Annotated in this window: 13 protein-coding genes; 7 read left to right on the top strand and 6 right to left on the bottom strand. The window is 71.1% G+C overall.

The window, feature by feature from the left end; all coding sequences use genetic code 11:
• Nucleotides 1-12: 12 nt before the first annotated feature.
• Both IPN03_00670 and hutU read right to left on the bottom strand, forming a co-directional pair.
• Nucleotides 13-3,903, bottom strand: coding sequence for a hypothetical protein (locus tag IPN03_00670; GenBank protein ID MBK9372274.1), 3,891 nt, complete (start codon nt 3,901-3,903; stop codon nt 13-15).
• Nucleotides 3,900-5,582 (bottom strand): urocanate hydratase, encoded by a 1,683-nt coding sequence (hutU, locus tag IPN03_00665; GenBank protein MBK9372273.1) that lies wholly within the window; start codon nt 5,580-5,582, stop codon nt 3,900-3,902. The genes IPN03_00670 and hutU overlap by 4 nt, the downstream gene beginning before the upstream one ends.
• 150 nt (nt 5,583-5,732) lie before the next feature.
• Between hutU and IPN03_00660 the strand changes: the two genes are divergently transcribed.
• The 3 genes from IPN03_00660 (at nt 5,733) to IPN03_00650 (ending at nt 8,205) form a co-directional block, all read left to right on the top strand.
• On the top strand, nt 5,733-6,437 hold the full coding sequence (locus IPN03_00660) for a hypothetical protein (protein MBK9372272.1): 705 nt from the start codon (nt 5,733-5,735) through the stop codon (nt 6,435-6,437).
• Nucleotides 6,434-6,919: a phasin family protein gene (locus tag IPN03_00655; GenBank protein MBK9372271.1), complete on the top strand. Its 486-nt coding sequence runs from the start codon at nt 6,434-6,436 to the stop codon at nt 6,917-6,919. The genes IPN03_00660 and IPN03_00655 overlap by 4 nt, the downstream gene beginning before the upstream one ends.
• 77 nt (nt 6,920-6,996) lie before the next feature.
• Nucleotides 6,997-8,205 (top strand): patatin-like phospholipase family protein, encoded by a 1,209-nt coding sequence (locus tag IPN03_00650; GenBank protein ID MBK9372270.1) that lies wholly within the window; start codon nt 6,997-6,999, stop codon nt 8,203-8,205.
• On the opposite strand, the gene IPN03_00645 is transcribed toward IPN03_00650, so the two are convergent.
• From IPN03_00645 to IPN03_00635, 3 genes are read right to left on the bottom strand one after another with little or no spacing between them, the layout of a single operon-like run.
• The gene (locus IPN03_00645) at nt 8,192-9,154 is read right to left on the bottom strand and encodes an acyltransferase family protein (GenBank protein ID MBK9372269.1); all 963 of its coding nucleotides are present in this window, start codon (nt 9,152-9,154) and stop codon (nt 8,192-8,194) included. The two genes, IPN03_00650 and IPN03_00645, sit on opposite strands and share 14 nt — an antisense overlap.
• Nucleotides 9,151-10,344: an NAD-dependent epimerase/dehydratase family protein gene (locus tag IPN03_00640; GenBank protein MBK9372268.1), complete on the bottom strand. Its 1,194-nt coding sequence runs from the start codon at nt 10,342-10,344 to the stop codon at nt 9,151-9,153. The genes IPN03_00645 and IPN03_00640 overlap by 4 nt, the downstream gene beginning before the upstream one ends.
• A 13-nt stretch (nt 10,345-10,357) precedes the next feature.
• Nucleotides 10,358-10,642, bottom strand: a complete 285-nt coding sequence (locus tag IPN03_00635) for a phasin family protein (protein ID MBK9372267.1) — start codon at nt 10,640-10,642, stop codon at nt 10,358-10,360.
• A 120-nt stretch (nt 10,643-10,762) separates the two neighbouring features.
• Here IPN03_00635 and IPN03_00630 point away from each other — a divergent pair, with 120 nt between their 5' ends.
• Nucleotides 10,763-12,613: an AAA family ATPase gene (locus IPN03_00630; GenBank protein MBK9372266.1), complete on the top strand. Its 1,851-nt coding sequence runs from the start codon at nt 10,763-10,765 to the stop codon at nt 12,611-12,613.
• A 3-nt stretch (nt 12,614-12,616) separates the two neighbouring features.
• On the opposite strand, the gene hutH is transcribed toward IPN03_00630, so the two are convergent.
• Nucleotides 12,617-14,149 carry a histidine ammonia-lyase gene (gene hutH, locus IPN03_00625; protein ID MBK9372265.1) on the bottom strand — a complete coding sequence of 511 codons (1,533 nt, stop codon included), beginning with the start codon at nt 14,147-14,149 and terminating at the stop codon, nt 12,617-12,619.
• 55 nt (nt 14,150-14,204) lie between these two features.
• Between hutH and IPN03_00620 the strand changes: the two genes are divergently transcribed.
• The 3 genes from IPN03_00620 (at nt 14,205) to IPN03_00610 (ending at nt 17,947) form a co-directional block, all read left to right on the top strand.
• Entirely contained in the window at nt 14,205-15,533 is a 1,329-nt protein-coding gene (locus IPN03_00620; GenBank protein ID MBK9372264.1) for an adenylosuccinate synthase, read from the top strand.
• Nucleotides 15,534-15,566: 33 nt separating this feature from the next.
• A complete protein-coding gene (locus IPN03_00615; GenBank protein ID MBK9372263.1) occupies nt 15,567-16,145 on the top strand; it encodes a nucleotidyltransferase family protein in 579 nt (192 codons plus the stop codon).
• A gap of 233 nt (nt 16,146-16,378) precedes the next feature.
• A complete protein-coding gene (locus IPN03_00610; protein ID MBK9372262.1) occupies nt 16,379-17,947 on the top strand; it encodes a peptidase dimerization domain-containing protein in 1,569 nt (522 codons plus the stop codon).

Genomic DNA, 17,947 nt, shown 5'->3' with positions numbered 1-17,947 from the left:
CGGAAAATGATATCAGCCGGCTGCCGGCAGAACGAAGCCGATCCGGAGCCCTCCCCGCGGAGAGCGTTCGGCAAGGAGGCGCCCGCCGTTCTCCTCTACGGCTCGCCGGGCAGCCGCCAGGCCCATGCCCGAGCCGCGTGACTTCGTCGAGAAGGACGGGTCGAAGAGCCGGTGCAGATCGGCCTCCGGCACCCCCGGTCCGTCGTCGTCGCAGGTCACCTCGACGCCCTCGACTCCTCCCGGCCAGGTGGCGGACCTCGCCCCGATCTCCACGGTTCCGCCCACCTGCTCGAGGGCCTCCACGGCGTTGAGGACGAAGTTCGACACGGCGTCCCGCAGCAGGGATCGGTCCACGAGGAGATCGGCCAGCCTCTCCGACGCACTCGAAGTGACCTTCACGGTCGCGTGGGCGGCGAAGTCCGACGCCACCTCAGCCAGGAGAGCGGCCAGCCCCTGTCCCTCGAGGCGGATCCTCTGCGGCGCCGCAGGGCTCGCGAAGCGGGAGAGACGGCCGGTTCGCTCCGTCAGGAGATCGACCTGCCGGAGGATCGTCGACGCCGCCTCCACGAGTCGCGCGGAATCGGGAGGGGCTCCACGACTCGCGCTTCGTGCGAGCCGCTCCGCCGTCAGCCGGATCGGAGTGAGGGGGTTCTTGATGTCGTGCGCCACGGCCCGGGCCGCCTCGACCCACGTCTCGAGCCGCTCGGCTCGTGTGAAGTCGGTAAGGTCCTCCAGAAGGAGAACCGTGCGGTGTCCCTCCGCGTCCGCCGGGAGGTCGGCCACGACGACACGCAAGACCGCATCCGTTCCCTCCGCGGGGAGAGCGACCCTGGTCTCGAACGGCCTCGCGTGCCCGAGAGCGGCCACGACGGGCGCGAAGCGTGCCTGTGCGAGCCGGTCGAGAATCCGGGCGCCGCCGGGGAGGAGGGCGTCGGCCGCCGGATTCGCGAACAGGATCCGCCCGTCCTCCTCACGGAAGAGAACCGCCGCCGGGGTCAGGCTTCCCAGGACGCTCACGGCGGATTCCCGCTCGCGCTCGAGGAGCTCCGTTCGTTCCCGGACCCTTTCGGACATCTCCCCGAACGCGTCGACCAGCCGCGCGAGATCGACCACCTCCGGTGTCCGGATCGGACCGGGCGGCTCACCGGCGCCGACGCGTTCGGCCGCGGCGACGAGATCTTCGAGGGGCCTGGAGAGCTCGAGCGCCCCGCGCCCCCCGACGGCGAGGGCTCCCAGCGCGACGGCGACCGCGAGGAGGACGAGCGCATCCACGGCCTCGCGCCCCGCAGGGTCCTCGCCGAGCACGACGGCCAGGGTCGTCCTCTCTTCCCTCGAGAGCGTCACCGCCGCTTCCGCGACTCTCCTGGCGCCCTGCCGGACCGGGGCCCGGATCGCCGCGGCTTCGCTGGCGCCATTCGCGAGTCCGGCCGCGACGAGCGAGGCGAGGCGTTCCGGAGCCAGCCCCGCTGCCACGGGGACGGCCCGCGACGCCGCGGCGAGGGCGCCGTCACGATAGAGGAGCAGATCCACGCCGACCACCGACGCCGCCCGGTTCAGCTCGGCGGGCGACGGCGTCCCCTCCAACCGATCCTCGAGGAGGCGGCGGCCCTCCGTCAGGAGCTGGAGGGCGTGCTTCTCCGTCGCACGGGCGGAGGAGCGATCCAGCGCGGTGCGGACCATCACGGCGCCGGCCGCGAGGGGCGCGGCGCCCGAGACGAGAAGGGCGAGCGCGAGACGCCCCCGGAAGGTGCCGAAGAGACGCACGCGCGACCCGGCGGGCCGCTTCGCGCGGGCGCGGACGACGACCGCGACATCTCCTCCGATGAGGAGGACGAGGGCGAACGGCAGGACCATCTCGGCAGCGGCGATCGCCGAACCGAGGGCGAAGACCGGCGTTGCGACCTCGATTCCCCATCCGACGAACCCGGTTCCCTCACTCCGGACCGTCGTCCTCCAGCGGCGCCCTCCCGATACCTCGGCTCCCCACGCGGACCCGTCCCGTCGGGCCGCGGCCAGTAGCGGCCCGGACAGATCGGATCTCTCGAGACGCCCGCGTCCCAGGGGCCGTCCCGCACCGTCGAAGTCGATGCGCTCGACGGGCCGGTCCGCATGGGCCGGCTCGCCGAGCAGGGCGACGAGCAGAGGGTCCTCCTCGTCCGCATCGGGCCAGGGCACCCGGGACAGCACGCCGACTGTGCCGGCGACGGGAAGCCTCAGGCCGATCGCCGTCCCTCTCCCCTCGTCTCCGGGCCGCATCGTCCCGAAGGACGAGAGGACCCGGCCGTCGTCGTCGCGGACGGTGAGGAGATCGCCCGACTCGGGGAAGCCTGCGGTACGTCCGCGGACCCAGAGAGCACGCGCGAGGTCGCTCATCTGCGTGCCGTTTCCGCCGGGAGTCCAGGGCTGCAGTTCGTGGGCAGCGATCCGTTCCTCCCAGGCCGCGGGACCCTCCTCTTCCAGCCGTTCGCGGTCGAGGTTCGACCGCGACGCGGTCCGCTCGAGGCGCGCGTCGGTGGCGACGATCCGCCCCAGCGAAGCCCCTGCCCCGGTGACGACGGCGCCCGCGCCGACGAGGAGCGCCACGGCGACCGCCCTGGAGAGGAGGTCCGACGTCCGGAACGCCGAGAGCCTCGCCGACAGGCTCACCGCCAGAAGCAGGCTCCCCAGGACGAGGAGACCCGTCGACACCCCGGTCGGTACGGCGAAGAACGACCAGACCGCGAGCGACAGTCCCGCCACACCCAGCGCGAGGGTCGACCGGTCCGCCCGGAATGCCGTCGCCGCGAGCAGGGCCGCAAGAACCAGCGCGGCGCTCGACAGGGCGACCAGCCCCGTAGACGCGAGGGGTGCCTCGGGCGGACCGGTGAACAGACCCATCCCGAGGAGGAGCGACGGCGCCGAACGTCCGCCCGCGAGGCTGAGAAAGACAGGAACGGCGGCAGCCGCCGCGGCGAGGAAACCGGCCACGAGTCGCCGGGCCTTTCCCTTCCCTTCCCAGCTCCCCCGCAGCAGCGCAGAGCGCACGAGGAGGAGCGCTGCGAGACCGGTCAGGCCCACGTCGACGGGCGTCGAGAGAAGACCGGACGGGTCGGGCAGGATCGGCGCGAACGGGCCCGTCTCAGCCGCCGGAACGGCCAGCAGGAGCAGGAGGCGTACCGCGACGGCGCCGGTGGCGTGAGCGCGCGCCACGAGCCCGAGCGTCCCGGCCGCCACGGCGCCCAGGAGCGCCCAGGGGTGGGCTGCGTCCCTCCGGACGTCGTCCTCTACGACCGCCCTCGGAGCGGGTTCGAGGGAGAGCGCCAGAAGGCGACTTGGCCTGGTCGAGGCGCGGACCCGGACCCGTCGCGCCGTCGGGCCGCCGGACAGGAGGTGCGTCTGGAGGACGTCGGGCCGGACGATTCCGGTCGGGAAACGGCGGGTCACGACGAGCCGCCCCTGTGCCTCCGGACTGCGACCGACCGGCCACTCGTACGACAGGGTCCCCTGGGTCACGCGGAACGCGGCCGAGAACCTCCCCACGCGCTCCGCCGAGGGCGCCGGCAGGTCTCCGGGCTCGCCGGCCCACGCCACGGCCGCACCCGTTCGGTCGAGCAGGACGACGCCCCAACCAGGATCCCGGGGAAGAGCAGACCCGAGGAGCGAGAAGAGCCGTCCCGGGCGAACACCTCCGCTCCCTCCCTCGACGATCTCGACGAGATCCGCGCTTCCCGCGAGCCGCTTGGCCGCCGCGGCAAGGCCCAAGGCGTCCTTCTCGAGGGCGCCGGCGGCCCGTTGCCGCAGGCGCTGGGCCCGGCGCGCCTCCGCGTCCTCCCGGAGCGGTCCGAGCCGCGCGACCAACGCTCCCGTCAGCCCTGCCGCGGCGAGGACGCCGAGGAGGAGCACGGCCGCGCGGCGGTTCTTCAACGGCGCATCGGGATCGCCACGCCGTGGGTCTCGGCGCAGGCGAGGGCGTCTTCGTACCCGGCGTCGACGTGGCGCACCACGCCCATCCCCGGATCGCTCACGAGGACCCTCTCGAGACGGCGGGCCGCCGCGTCGGTCCCGTCGGCGACGACCACCATTCCGGCGTGAATCGAGTAGCCGATGCCGACGCCCCCGCCGTGGTGGATCGACACCCACGTCGCCCCGGCCGCCGTGTTCACGAGCGCGTTCAGGAGCGGCCAGTCGGCGATGGCGTCGCTGCCGTCCTTCATCGCCTCCGTCTCGCGATTCGGAGAGGCGACCGAGCCACAGTCGAGGTGGTCGCGCCCGATGACGATCGGCGCCTTGACCTTTCCGGTCCTCACGAGCTCGTTGAAGGCGAGACCGGCCTTCTCGCGCTCGCCGTAGCCGAGCCAGCAGATCCGCGCCGGGAGCCCCTGGAAGGCGACCCTTTTCGCGGCCATGTCGAGCCAGCGCAGGAGCGCCGTGTTCTCCGGGAAGAGCTCGACGAGAGCCCGGTCGGTCGCGGCGATGTCGGCCGGATCGCCCGAGAGCGCGGCCCACCGGAACGGGCCCTTGCCCAGGCAGAAGAGCGGTCGAATGTACTTCGGGACGAAGCCCTCGATCTGGAACGCATCGGCGATGCCGGCTTTCACCGCCTGCGCCCGGATGTTGTTGCCGTAGTCGAACGTGACAGCCCCTCGTCTCTGGAGCTCGAGCATCAGCCTCACGTGCTCCCCCATCGACGCAACGGACCGGCGGCTGTACGCGGCGGGATCGGCGGCCCTCAGCTCGAGCGCGGCCTCGTAGCTCATCCCGTGCGGAACGTAGCCGTTCAGCTCGTCGTGCGCCGACGTCTGGTCGGTGAGCAGGTCGGGGACGACTCCCCGCTCCACCAGCCTCGCGAGGAGGTCGACCGCGTTCGCGAGGACTCCGATGGAGACAGCCTCCCTGGCGTCGCGCGCCGCCAGAGCCCGGTCGATGGCGGCGTCGAGGTCGTCGATCCTCTCGTCGCAGTAGCGGGTCTGAAGCCGGCGGTCGATCCGGTGGGCATCGACCTCGGCGACGAGCGCGGTACCTCCGCCCATCGTCACCGCGAGGGGCTGGGCCCCGCCCATGCCCCCGAGGCCGGCGGTCACGGCGAGGCGCCCGGCGAGGGACCCGTCGGGCGAACCGAGGTCACGCCGACCGGCCTCGGCGAACGTCTCGTAGGTCCCCTGCAGGATTCCCTGCGTCCCGATGTAGATCCACGAGCCGGCCGTCATCTGCCCGTACATGGTCAGGCCGAGAGCCTCGAGACGCCGGAACTCGTCCCACGTCCCCCATTTCGGCACGAGGTTGGAGTTGGCGATCAGGACGCGCGGCGCGTCCGCGTGCGTGCGGAAGACGGCGACGGGCTTGCCGGACTGGACGAGGAGCGTCTCGTCGTCGCCGAGCCGCTCGAGCTCGCGCAGGATCGCCTCGAGACAGGCCGGATTGCGCGCGGCTTTGCCAGAACCGCCGTAGACGACGAGGTCCTCGCGGCGCTCGGCGACGTCGGGGTCCAGGTTGTTCAGGAGCATCCGGTAGGGCGCTTCCGTCAGCCAGGAGCGGCAGCGGAGCGTCGTCCCGCGCGGGAGGGCCGGCGGGGAGTAGCGGGCGGGAGCGGACACGGTGCGCATGCTGCGGATGTTAGTCCCGGGTCGGGGGCGAGCGACGCCCGCGGGAAGCGTTTCGGGAGCCCGCACGACAGGGCTGGCAGCGTCTGACGCGCCGTGCTAGCGAACGGCTTCCTTGACACTCATTACGCGCTGCGTTATCTTTTCTTCACGATGAGCCACCGCCTCAGGGAGATCGTCCGGTACCGTAACCGGAAGCTGTACGAGAAGAGCGAGCGACGTTTCGTCACGCTCCACGACATCGCGCGGTGCATCGCCGAGGGGGATCGCGTCCGCGTGATCTCGGCCGACACGGGCGACGACATCACCGCCAGGATCCTCTCCCGCGCGCTCGCCTCCGAGCACGTCTCCATCCCCGCCTCCACGGACGCCATCGCCATGCTGCTGCGCGCGGGAAGCGACGCCGCCGAGACGGTCGCGGGCGTGGCGGAAAGGGTCGGCGCCGCCCGAATGGCCGGCGCCGTCAGAAAAGCCGCACAGCCCGAGAAGATCGCGGAGACCTTCGCTCCCGTGACGCGCCGCCTCGAGACGGCGCGCCACGACGTGGAACGGATCGTCGCCGGCCTCGTCGGCCGCGGACGCCTCTCCTGGGAGGAAGGCGCCCGCCTGAGGGACGACGTCGGCACGGTATTCCGGGAGAGCCTCTCCGACGTCGTCGCCCGCGTTCGCGATCTCGTCCGGAAGGTCTCTCCCTCCGCGTCACCTGCCGTCCACGCCGAGATCCAGGAGCTGGCGCGCCGTCTCGATCATCTCGAGGAGCTCGCCACCGCGTCGTTCCCCCTGGACGCTGCGTCCGCGAACCACACGAAGACCAACGGCAGGCCCTCGCCTGCCCGAACGAAGGAGAAGAAGAAATGATCAAGAAGGCCGCCCGCCGCGCCGCCCCCGCCCGAAAGACCCTGCCGTTCGACGTTCCGCCGCAGATCGACCGCGCCCTGAAGACCGCCGCGAACAGGGTCGACGCCGTCCGTGACGAGACGCGTACCGTTGCCGCGAAGGTGGAGAAGTCCGTCCGCGCGGCCGCCACGAACGTCCGGAAGACGGGCGAGACGATCGCGAAGGACCCGAAGCGCTTCGTCGAGGGTGTCGTGCGCGACGCGAAGTCGAACCTCGACACGGTCAAGGCCGACGTCTCCCGCGAGGCGGGGCGGATCGCCGACGAGGTCTCCCGCCGCGTCTCCGCCGTCGTCGAGCCGGCGCTGGAAAGCGCCCTCCATCGCCTGAACGTCACGACGCAGAAGGACCTGAAGTCCCTCGTCTCGAAGGTCGATGCCCTCAGCCGGAAGATGGACCAGCTCCACGCGCCCGCGCGCCGCCCCCGGAAGCGCAAGACGGCCTGATTCCGAGGCTCCTCCTCCATTCCGGATAAACTGGCGCCGGGCGTCCCGCCCGGCGCCGTTTCCGTCTCGGAGGAGCCGTGACCACACCCAGGCTGAAGCTCGTTCCCCCGCAGGGAGGCGCCGCCGCGCGCGCACGGCCGTTCCGTCGAGGCCTCGTCTGCGCCGGGGGCGGCGTGACCGGGGCGATCTACGAGATCGGAGTCCTCGCGGCCCTCGAGGAGCGTCTCGACGGGTTCTCCCTCACGGAGTGCGACGTCTTCGTCGGCGTCTCGGCCGGGGCCTACGTCGGGACCCTCGTGGCCAGCGGGGTCTCTCCGTCCGTCCTGTTCCAGAACGCGACCCACCCGCGCTCCTCCGACCTCGACCAGCTCTCCCTCTTCCGCCCGAACCTCGGAGAGATCGCCTCGCGCCTCGTCTCGGCCCCGGTGACGCTCGCGCGTTCCCTCCGCGACTTCTACAGGAACCGCCAGGACGCGACCGTCACCGACCTCGTCGCCTCGTTCGCAGGCCTCCTGCCTTCGGGCTTCTTCCTCCTCGACGGCCTCGAGGCGTGGCTCGCGGCGTGGCTCTCCGAGGAGGGCCGTTCGAACGACTTCCGGGCCCTCGAAGGGAAGCTCCGCGTCGTGACGGTCGCGCTCGACTCGGGAGAGACACGTGTCTTCGGCGAGCCCGGAAACGACACCGTTCCCATCTCGCGCGCCGTCGCCGCCTCCTGCGCCCTGCCGGGCTTCTTCCGGCCCGTGCGGATCGACGGCGTCGACTACATCGACGGCGGCGTGCGGAAGACGGCCCACATCTCCCTGGCCCTCAAGGAGCGCTGCGGCATCGTTCTCTGCGTCAACCCGATCGTCCCGGCCCGCTTCGACCTGTCGAGCGGGCTCCTCCCTCTCGGCCGCGACCAGGGTGCCCTCGCGAGCCGCGGCCTCCTCTCGATCCTCGACCAGGTTTTTCGCCTCTCCCTGCACTCGAGGCTCCAGTACGGTCTCTCGCGCTACCGTCGCGAGAACCCCGAGACCGACATCGTCCTGTTCGAGCCGAAGCCCGAGGAGCTCCCCCGCCTGATGCGGAACATCATGCGAACGTCGGGCCGGATCCGGATCGCCGAGTTCGCCTACCGTTCCACACTCCAGAAGCTCGACGCCGAGTACGGTCGCCTCTCCAGGGTCTTCGAGCGTCACGGCATGCGGCTTCGCCCCGCGATGCCCGTCTCCAGGGCGCCGCGCCGCCCGGAGGCGGCGCAGCCGGTCACGGCCGGGAGCTCGAGAGTGGCGGCTACTCGCCGGTGAAGAGGTTTCCCCTTCGGGCCAGACGCGAGTCGATCATCTGCTGGATCGTCGAGCGGACGACGTCGGTCACCTCGTTGACGATCATCGGACGCTCGGCGTGGTCCGGATCGAGCCCCACGTCGATCGGCTTGCCGATGTCGATCCACCACTTCGTCGGCGCCGGGATGAGTCCCCCCGGGCCCAGGAGGGGGAACGTGGGGGTGATCGGGAAGTAGGGAAAGCCGAAGGCCCGACCGATGAAGTCGGGGCGGAACAGGATCGGGTGGATCTCTTCCGCCCCCACCACGGAGATCGGGATGATGGGAGAGCGGGTCCGGAGCGCGAGCCGCACGAAGCCGCCCCGCCCGAAACGCGCGACGCGGTAACGATCTCGGAAGTACTTTCCGACGCCCTTCACACCCTCGGGGAAGACGGCGACGAGCTCGTCCCTGAGGAGGAGCCTCTCCCCGTTCTCGGGGCAGGCCCGGACCTCGCCCAGCTGCCGCAGCCAGGGCTGGAGGAACGGCAGCGTCGTGAACATGTCGAGGGCGAGCAGGCGCGCCCGCCGCCGCGACGGGTGCTCGTGCGCGATGCCATGCTTGACCATCGCGCCGTCCCAGGGCAGGACGCCCGAGTGGTTGATCACCAGGAGGGCCCGGCCCTCGTTCGGGACGTTCTCCACTCCCGAGAGCGTCACGCGCCACCAGACGCGGTACAGGAAATCGAAGAGCGGGTGCCAGACCCTCGCCGCCGCCTCGTCGTAGCCGAAGTCGTCGAGCTCGAGCGACTGGTTGCGGTGGAGGAAGAGGTTCCAGAGGTCGACCCACGCTCGCGGTGAGGCGAGCTCGGGGTGATCGGCGAGGAGCTTCCCTGCTTCCCCGAGGAGGTCGTTGAGGAGCCTGTCGTCCGGCGACGCCGGGACGAGGCTCGGCGCGAACGGCTGGGCGGCGGCCTTTCTCGGCTGGCTCACGACGCCATCCTCACCGCAGCCGGGCGACCGACCGCCTCTCCCCCGTCGGGCCCGGGGACTTTCGGCTCCGAGGGCCGCCCCATCCGCTGCTCGAGCCGGTAGGCCGCCATCCGCGCGACCTCGTCGAGCGTGTCGAAGTCGATCGCCCGGCCGGCGCTCCGGCGCGCCCGGGCCGCTTCCAGGGCCGTTTCGAGAGTCGTGTTCCTCGGGGCGAAACCGAGGATCTTGCGCGCCTTGTCGTTGGCCGCGACGCACGGGTAGCGGATGTAGTGCGCGTGGGCCCCTGGTGCGGTGCCGAGCCCGGTGATCCAGGCCGCCTCCGCCGCGACGTACGCCAGGCCGTGCGGCAGGGGAACCGATGGCGTCCCGAAGAGGAGAAGCGTCGAGGAGAGCGGAAGGACGCCGTCCGGAGCGATGTTGAAGACGCCGTGGGCCTCAGGCGCGTCGAGCGTCCTGAGGAGCCCCTCGGTTGCGTCGTCGCGGTGCAGCCACTGCAGGAGAGGGTCGTAGCCGAGCATCGTGAGCGCCACCGGCCCTTCGAGGTAGCGGATCCGGTAGTCGCGCCGCTCCGCGGCGAGCAGCGGCGCGAAGCGCAGGACGGCGACGCGAGCCTCGGGGTGCCGCCGGGCGAAATCGCGGCAGTGCCTCTCGGCCTCGACCGAGTCGCGAACGAAGTGGTCCGCGACGTCGGCGCGCATGAGGTGCTCCTCCGACAGGAAGGCGGGATTGTCCCCTCTCGCCCCGTAGACCATCGTCGTCGAGCAGTGGATGAGGCGTTTCACGTTCGCCTCGCCCGCCGCACCGAACACGTTCAGCGTTCCGATGGAGTTCAGCTCGTGGGCATAGACGGCGTCCCTCAGGGGACTCCTCACGCCGGCGAGGTGGACGAGGACGTCGGGCCGCTCCTCTTTCAGGATCTTGTAGACGGTCCCGTCCGAGTGGGGCAGGTTCAGGTCGAGGAAGCGATGCCGAACGTCGACGGGGGTGTTCGCTGCGGGCGCCAGGTCGAGGACGACGATGTCCCACGTGCCGCGCGCGGCCAGGGCGCGCACGAAGCGGGCACCGAGGTAGCCGCTCCCCCCCGTGACGACGACCTTGGGCCGGGCTCCCGCCGCGGGCTTGAACCCGACCACCTTTCCTCCCGCCCGGCCCTTCGCGCGGGGTGAGGCTTTCTTCTCCGGCTCGGTCACGGGCCGCACCCTCTCAGCCGGCCTTCCTGCGCCGCGGTTTGCGTGGCGCCGGCGCCCTGGCGGCCTCGAGCTCGGCCTCCAGGGCCGCGATGCGCGCCTCCATCCGGGCGAGGTCCTTGCGCGTGGCGACGTTCATCCGCTTCAGCGCTTCGGCGACCTGCTTGTCGACGATCTCCTTGACGGCGATCCCCTTCTTGAGCATTTCGACGAAGGCCTCGTTCGCGAGGAGGGTGTTGGTGACCTCCGTCGCGAGCTCCTCTCCACGACTCATGAGCTGTCGGATCATCGTTTCGGCCATGGACACGTCCCTCCCTCCGCACACGCCCCTTCCGCCCCCGGGGGGCGTCCGGACCCGGGCGTGGGCGCGAGGACCCATTATCGCCGCAACGCGGAAACGGAATCGAGCGGAGAATGAGGCATGGCCCCGGCCGACCCTTTTTCCGGTCTCGCCGGCGCGCGCCTCCTCCTCGTCTCGGGGAAGGGGGGCGTCGGAAAGACGGCCGTCGCGGCCGCCCTCGCGGCCCGCTCCGGCGCCGCGGGGCGACGTGTACTGCTCATGTCGACCGACGGCAGGGGCGACGCCGCGGCCCTCTTTGGCCGGTCCGACAAGGGGTACGCCGAGGCGCCCCTCGCCCCGGGCCTCCACGGACTGACCGCCGAGTTCGACGCGCTCCTCGGGGATTTCGTCCGGACGATCGCCCCGGCCGGATTCGTCGCCAACCGCGTCCTCTCCTCGGCGACCTTCCGGTACTTCACCCGCGCCACGCCGGGCCTCGCGGACCTCCTTCTCCTCGGCAAGGTCCGGGAGCTCTTCCGCGAGAAGAAGGTGCGCTACGACCTCATCGTCATCGACGCGCCCGCCACGGGCCACGCCATATCCCTCTTCTCGATGCCCCGGACGATCCTCTCCACGGTTCCTGCAGGACCGATGCGGCACCTCGCCGTCGATCTCGACGCCCTCCTGTCGGATCGTCAGCGGACCGTCCTCGTCGCCGTCGCCGAGCCCGCCGAGTTCGCCGCCCGCGAGGCGGAGGAGCTGATCGTCGCGGCGCGGGAGAAGGCCGGTCTCGAAACAGCTCTTCTCGTCGTCAACCGCGTCGGCCGGAGCGGGCGGGCCGAGACGCTCCCGCGGGGAGAGCTCCCGGTCGTCCGTGTCCCCGAGCTGGACGCCCCGAGCGTCCGGGACGACAGCCCGTTCTCATCCGACGTCGCGTTCTTCGCAGCATTCCGTTCCGCGCTGGAGGGCTCCCCGCCCGTTCGGCGCCGAGGACCAGCCGCTGCCCCTCCAGGTCCGGGCGACCTCGACCTCGACGAGGCGCTCCGGGACGAACGGCTCGTCGTCCTCGCAGGTCCCGGGGGCGTCGGCAAGACGACGCTCGCCGCCGCCGTCGGCATCGCCTCGGCCCGGTCCGGGAAGAGGACGCTCGTCCTGACCGTCGACCCCGCGCGCCGCCTCGCGCAGGCGCTCGGCCTCTCGGGAACCCTCGACCGACCCGTGCCGGTGCCGGTCCCCGGCGGGGCCGCGCTCCGGGTGATGCAGATCGACCCCCGCGCGACCTTCGAGAGGCTCCTCGTCCGCGTGGCGCCCCCTGCCACGCTCAAACGGATCCACGACAACCGTCTCTACGAGGGCCTCGTCGACGCACTGCCCGGTGTCGTCGAGTACATGGGGGTCGAAGCCCTCGCCGAGCACGCGAACGACCCCGGCCTGGACCGGATCGTCCTCGATACCGCCCCGGCCGCGCGCGGCGTCGACTTCCTGAAAGCGCCGCAGCGGATGGTCGACCTCCTCGAGAACGACGCTCTCCGCTGGTTCCTGAGCGGCGACTCGATCCTCTCCAGGGCCCTCTCGGGGGCGTCCCGCGGCGCGGCGTTCGTCCTCCATCTCGCGGACCGGCACCTCGGCTTCAGCTTCCTTGCCGACCTCGCCGACTTCTTCCGGGCGTTCGACGGGCTCTACGCCGGCTTTCGCGAGCGGAACGTCCTGATTCGCGGGCTCCTGGCGGACGCCCGGTACCTCATCGTCTCCTCGGCCGATCGGTCGGCGCTGCGGACCGCCTCGGAGCTGGCAGAGCTTCTCCCGGCAGGGCCCGGCAGGGCCGGGCTACTCCTCAACCGCGTCTCGCCGCGGTTCGGCCTCCCGCCGCTTCCCCTTCCCCTCCGCGCGCTCCCGAGACGGAACTTCCTCGAAGAGCCGGGATCGGTGGAGTCGCTCCCCTTCCGCCTCGCCGACCAGCTCTCGACGACGGTGATCGCCGGCCCGTCCTGACCTCTATCCCAGTCCCGCGAGCAGGTCGTCGATTCCCGTGACGAGGACCTGGCGAGCCGCCTCGATGTCCGCGGCCGCGTAGCGGTCCGCGTCCCACGGGGCGACCCGCGCCCTCAGGCGGGCGTGGAGGGTCTCCAGCACGGGGCTCGAGCGGAGAGGGCGCCTCAGGTCGAGCGCCTGGGCGGCCGCGAGGAGCTCGATGGCGAGGACGACCTCGAGGTTCGCCACGTTGCGGGCCAGCTTGCGCGCGGCGATCGGTCCCATCGAGACGTGGTCCTCCTTGCCGGCCGAGGTCGGGATCGAGTCGACCGAGGCCGGGAACGAGTTCGACTTGCACTCCGACACGAGCGCCGCCGCCGTCACGTGGATCATCATGAAGCCCGAGTGGAGCCCCCCCTCCTTCACGAGGAAGGCGGGCAGGTCGCCCGAGAGGGTCGGGTTGACGAGGCGCTCGGTGCGCCGTTCGGAGATCGACGCCAGGTCGGTCGCGGCCGCCGTCAGGAGGTCGAACACGAGGGCCACGGGCGCCGCGTGGAAGTTGCCGCCCGAGATGAGCTCGCCCTCGCCGTCCGGACCCGTGGCAAAGACCATCGGGTTGTCGGTCGCCGAGTTCATCTCGGTGGTGACGACGCGCAGCGCGTGCGCCGCCGCGTCCCGGACCGTACCGTGAACCTGGGGCGCGCACCGGAGGGCATAGGCATCCTGGACGATGCCGCAGTCGCGATGGCTCTCGCGCAGCGGCGAGTCCGCCAGCAGCGCCCGCAGGTTCGCGGCGGAAACGGCCTGACCCGGGTGAGGCCGGGCCGCGTGGATCCTCTGGTCGAACGCGGCGTCGGTCCCCTTGAGGGCGTCGATCGTGAGCGCCGTCACGAGGTCTGCCGCCTTCAGAAGCGACAGGAGCCGGGCCAGCGCGAGACCGCCGACCGACGTCGTCAGCTGGGTCCCGTTGATCAGGGCGAGACCCTCCTTCGCTTCGAAAACCGCCGGAACCAGGCCAGCCGATGCCAGCGCGGCCTTCGCGGAAACCAGCTTCCCGCGAAACTCGACGTCGCCCTCCCCCATCACGGCCCGGGCCAGGTGCGCCAGTGGCGCCAGGTCGCCCGAGGCACCGACCGATCCCTGGGACGGGACGCACGGGTGGATCCCCGCGGCGAGCATCGCCAGGAGCAGCTCGACGGTCTCGCGGCGCACGCCCGAGAAGCCGCACGCGAGGCAGTTGGCGCGAAGGAGCATCAGCGCGCGCACGGTCCCGGACGGAAGGAGCTCTCCGACGCCGGCAGCGTGGCTCTCGACGAGGTTGCGTTGCAGCTGCTGCAGCTTGTCGCGGGGGATGACGACGTCGGAGAACTTGCCGAAGCCGGTCGTGACGCCGTAGACGACGCGGTCCTCGCGGACGGCGCGGTCGATGACGGCACGCGAGGCGTCGATGCGGCGGCCTGCGTCATCCGAGAGGACGGCGGCACGGTTCCCGCAGGCGACGTCGACGAGGTTTTCGAGGGTCAGGGAGCTGCCGGTCAGGACGAGGGATTCGCTCATCGGTCGGCGATTCTCGCATTGGGGCGATCCCCGTGCCGGCGGGTAGAATCGCGCGGTGAATACGTCCCGCAACGCCTTTGTGATCGTCGGGGGGCAGTGGGGCGACGAAGGGAAGGGGAAGGTCGTCGACCTGATCTCCCCCGCTTTCGACGTCGTCGCGCGCTACCAGGGCGGCCACAACGCCGGCCACACCGTCAAGTTCGAAGACCGCCACTTCGCCCTCCGCCTCGTCCCTTCCGGCATCTGCCGGAAGGGCATCCTGAACGTCATCGGCAACGGACTCGTCGTGGATCCCAGAGCCCTCGTCGCCGAGATCGCGAGCCTGAAGTCCGCGGGCGTCGAGGTGGGCGAAAACCTCAGGCTCTCCGACCGCGCCCACGTCATCCTGCCGACGCACGCCCTTCTCGACGGCGCGCGGGAGACGGCGCTCGGCGGCGCGAACATCGGCACGACCTCGCGCGGCATCGGGCCGGCGTACGAGTCCAAGGCGAACCGCACCGGCATCCGTGTGGCCGACCTCATCGACCCCGACCGCTTCGTGTCTCTCGCGCGCCCTCTCCTGACGCACCACGCGGCCGTCCTCTCCCACTTCTACGGCCTCGAGGCGCCGAAAGTCGACGAGACGATCGACGCCTACCTCGCCTGCGCGCGAGAGCTCGCGCCCCTCGTCGCCGACACGAGGGCCCTCCTCCAGCAGAAGCTCGCGGCCGGCGCCCGCCTCCTGTGCGAAGGCGCCCAGGGCGTCATGCTCGACGTCGATCACGGGACCTATCCGTTCGTGACGTCCTCCTCCTGCGGGCCCGGTGGCGCGTGCACGGGGCTCGGAATCCCCCCGTCGGCCATCGGCGCGGTCGTCGGCATCATGAAGGCCTACACGACACGGGTCGGCTCCGGTCCCTTCCCGACCGAGCTGTTCGACGATACGGGCGAGAGGATCCGGACGCGCGGAAACGAGTTCGGGACCGTCACCGGACGTCCCCGGCGGGTCGGCTGGTTCGACGCCGTCGTCGCGCGAACGAGCCTCCACGTCGGCGGCCTCGACGCCATCGCCCTGACGAAGATGGACGTCCTCGACGACCACGACGAGGTGAGGATCTGCGTCGCCTACGACGTCCACGGGCAGACCCTCACGGAAGTTCCCGCCCGCTCGGACCATTACGAGGCGGCGAAACCGATCTACCGCACGTTCCCGGGCTGGAAGAAGTCGATCGTCGGGACGGCCGACTTCGCCGACCTGCCGGAGGCGGCGAGGACCTACGTCTCCGCTCTCGAGGAGGCGGTGGGCGCTCCCATCACGCTTCTCTCGACCGGACCCAGGCGTGAGGAGACCATCATCCGGCCAGGGACCGTCCTCGATTCCTGGCTCGCCCTCGCCCGGCGCTGACGCCGGGCCGGAAAGGCCGAGGAGAACGCGATCGTGATCGTCGGCGTTCTCCTCGCGGCCGGCGCCGGCGCCCGCTTCGGCGGGGGGAAGCTCCTCGCTCCGCTCGAGGACGGAATACCCGTCGGGGTCCGTTCGGCGCGGTTGCTCCGGAGCAGCGTCGACCGGGTCCTTGCGGTCGTCCGCCCCGGTGATGCAACGCTCGAGGCGCTCCTGCGGGCCGAAGGGCTCGAGGTCCGTCCTTTCCCGGGCGCCCTGGAGGGGATGGGTGCCAGCCTCGCATTCGGGATCTCCGCTGCTCCCGCAGCAGACGGGTGGGTCGTCGCCCTTGCCGACATGCCGTTCGTTCGACCCGAGACGGTCGCAACCGTCGTCCAGACCCTGACGACAGGCGCCGCCATCGTCGCACCTGCCTACAGGGGCCGAAGAGGGCACCCCGTTGGCTTCGCCGCCACACTCATCGCGGAGCTCGTTCGCCTGGAGGGAGACGCCGGAGCGCGGTCCGTCCTGCTCCGGCACGAGTCGGAAGTCGTTCTCGTGGAATGCGATGACCCTGGCATTCTCCGTGACGTCGACGAGCCGTGCGACCTGAATATCGCCCGACGAACTGATTAGCCAAGAAATTTTCGTTGTAGACAAAAAATTACTTGACACCGAGAGTTTTCGGTCTAGATTAGTCCTTAGACGTGAGAGAGACGGCCTTCCTCCTCGACGGGCGGAACCGGAACATCGAAGAACGGTCGACCTCCACGATCGCCTCTCACCCCACCTCAGGACCCCACCGGTCCGACGACCCTGAACGCGAAACCGACAAACCAGTCCAGCTCGCCAGACTTCCGGAGGACGACATGCCGACCCTCGACGCGCCCGTGACCGCCGTATCCACCCGCCTCGACGCCCGCATCGCCGAGCTCGCCGCGAAGTACCTCCCCCTCGCCAAGGAGATGCTCGCGGAGGCGATCCGCATCCCGGCCGACTACGTGGACAAGCCGCTGGACCAGGGCGGCGACCCGCTCTGCGGCACGTCCAACCACGAGTTCCCCCGTCTCGAGTACCTCCGCAAGAAGATCATCGAGATCAGGGCGGTGCGGACGGCCGAGGACGTCTTCTTCGACGGCTTCGGCAACCTCGTCTGGTGGGTCGAGGACCCGAACGACGGCATCGACCCGGCGAAGAAGAAGGTCGTCTACATCGACGGCCACACCGACACGGTCAAGCCCCTCCGCGCCCAGTGGAAGGAGAAGGTCGTCGGCGCCGACTGCTTCGACGGTCTCATCGACAAGGCGAAGGTCAACAAGGATTTCCTCAAGAAGGAGCTCGGCTGGGTCCCGCCCGAGTCCGAGTGGGAGCACCTCCTGTTCGGCCGCGGCTCCGCGGACCAGCTCGGAGGAGTGATCTCGGCGGCCATCGCAACGAAGATCCTCGTCGAGCTGACGGACGAGGGCGCGCTGAAGGGGGCGATCGTCCGCTCCTACGGCACCGCCTGCGAGGAGGACAACGACGGCGCCGGCCCGATGTACCTCAACCGCGAGGTCTTCCCCACCGCCGGACCCGAGGTCATCCCCGACGTCGTCATCCTCACGGACGGGACCGGCTGCAGCAAGCGCGGCGCGCTCGGCATCTACCGCGGCCAGCGCGGCCGGATGCAGATCGAGGTCACCGTCACCGGCAAGTCGTGCCACGGCTCCATGCCCTGGGAAGGGAAGAACCCGTTCGAGTACGGCGGCGCCATCGTGAAGGAGGCCGCCGAGGCCTACGAGAAGCGCGACGGCTTCCTCGACGACCCCTTCCTCGGCCACGGCACCCGGACGGCCTCCTGGGCCCGCCTCGACACGCCGAGCGACTGCGCCGTCCCCGAGAAGCTGGTCTTTCGCTTCGACCGCCGCCTGACGATCGGCGAGACGCCCGAGCAGGCCGTCGCCGACGTCGACCGCCTCTCCTCCGTCGCCGGCGCGCGCAAGGCCGGCCTGGCCGTCGACGTCTCGGTCCCGGTCTACACGGACGCGAGCTGGAAGGGCTACGTCCTGAACAACCCGCAGATCTACCTCGGCTGGGTCACCCCCGAGGAGCACCCGTCCATCCGCGCCGCCGTCGCCGCCTACGAGGGCGTCGTCAGCCCGCACGTCGACGGCAAGATCGGCGAGGGAGGCGTCCTGACGAAGGAGCCGCGCGTCGACCGCTGGGTCTTCTCGACGGACGGCGTCGGATTCCCGGTCCCGAAAGCCGCGAGCATCCCGGGCGCCGCGGGCAAGGGCTGGATCGAGAGCGGCCCCTACAAGTACCCCGCGATGCTCGGTTTCGGCCCTGGCATCGAGCAGAACACCCACAAGATCGGCGAGTGCCTCGACACGCGCGAGCTGCAGCACTGCGCCGCGTTCCTCGCCCGCTTCCCCAGCGTCTTCGTCGGCACGAAGTGA

The sequence above is a fragment of the Holophagales bacterium genome, assembly GCA_016719485.1.
Lineage (GTDB): Bacteria > Acidobacteriota > Thermoanaerobaculia > UBA5066 > UBA5066 > UBA5066.
This window is presented reverse-complemented; position numbering and strand designations above follow the sequence as displayed.

Coding starts and splice junctions, on each gene's coding strand:
- hutU (MBK9372273.1), bottom strand. CDS start 5,582: ATGCGCACCGTGTCCGCTCCCGCCCGCTACTCCCCGCCGGCCCTCCCG.
- IPN03_00610 (MBK9372262.1), top strand. CDS start 16,379: ATGCCGACCCTCGACGCGCCCGTGACCGCCGTATCCACCCGCCTCGAC.
- IPN03_00635 (MBK9372267.1), bottom strand. CDS start 10,642: ATGGCCGAAACGATGATCCGACAGCTCATGAGTCGTGGAGAGGAGCTC.
- IPN03_00630 (MBK9372266.1), top strand. CDS start 10,763: ATGGCCCCGGCCGACCCTTTTTCCGGTCTCGCCGGCGCGCGCCTCCTC.
- IPN03_00660 (MBK9372272.1), top strand. CDS start 5,733: ATGAGCCACCGCCTCAGGGAGATCGTCCGGTACCGTAACCGGAAGCTG.
- IPN03_00655 (MBK9372271.1), top strand. CDS start 6,434: ATGATCAAGAAGGCCGCCCGCCGCGCCGCCCCCGCCCGAAAGACCCTG.
- hutH (MBK9372265.1), bottom strand. CDS start 14,149: ATGAGCGAATCCCTCGTCCTGACCGGCAGCTCCCTGACCCTCGAAAAC.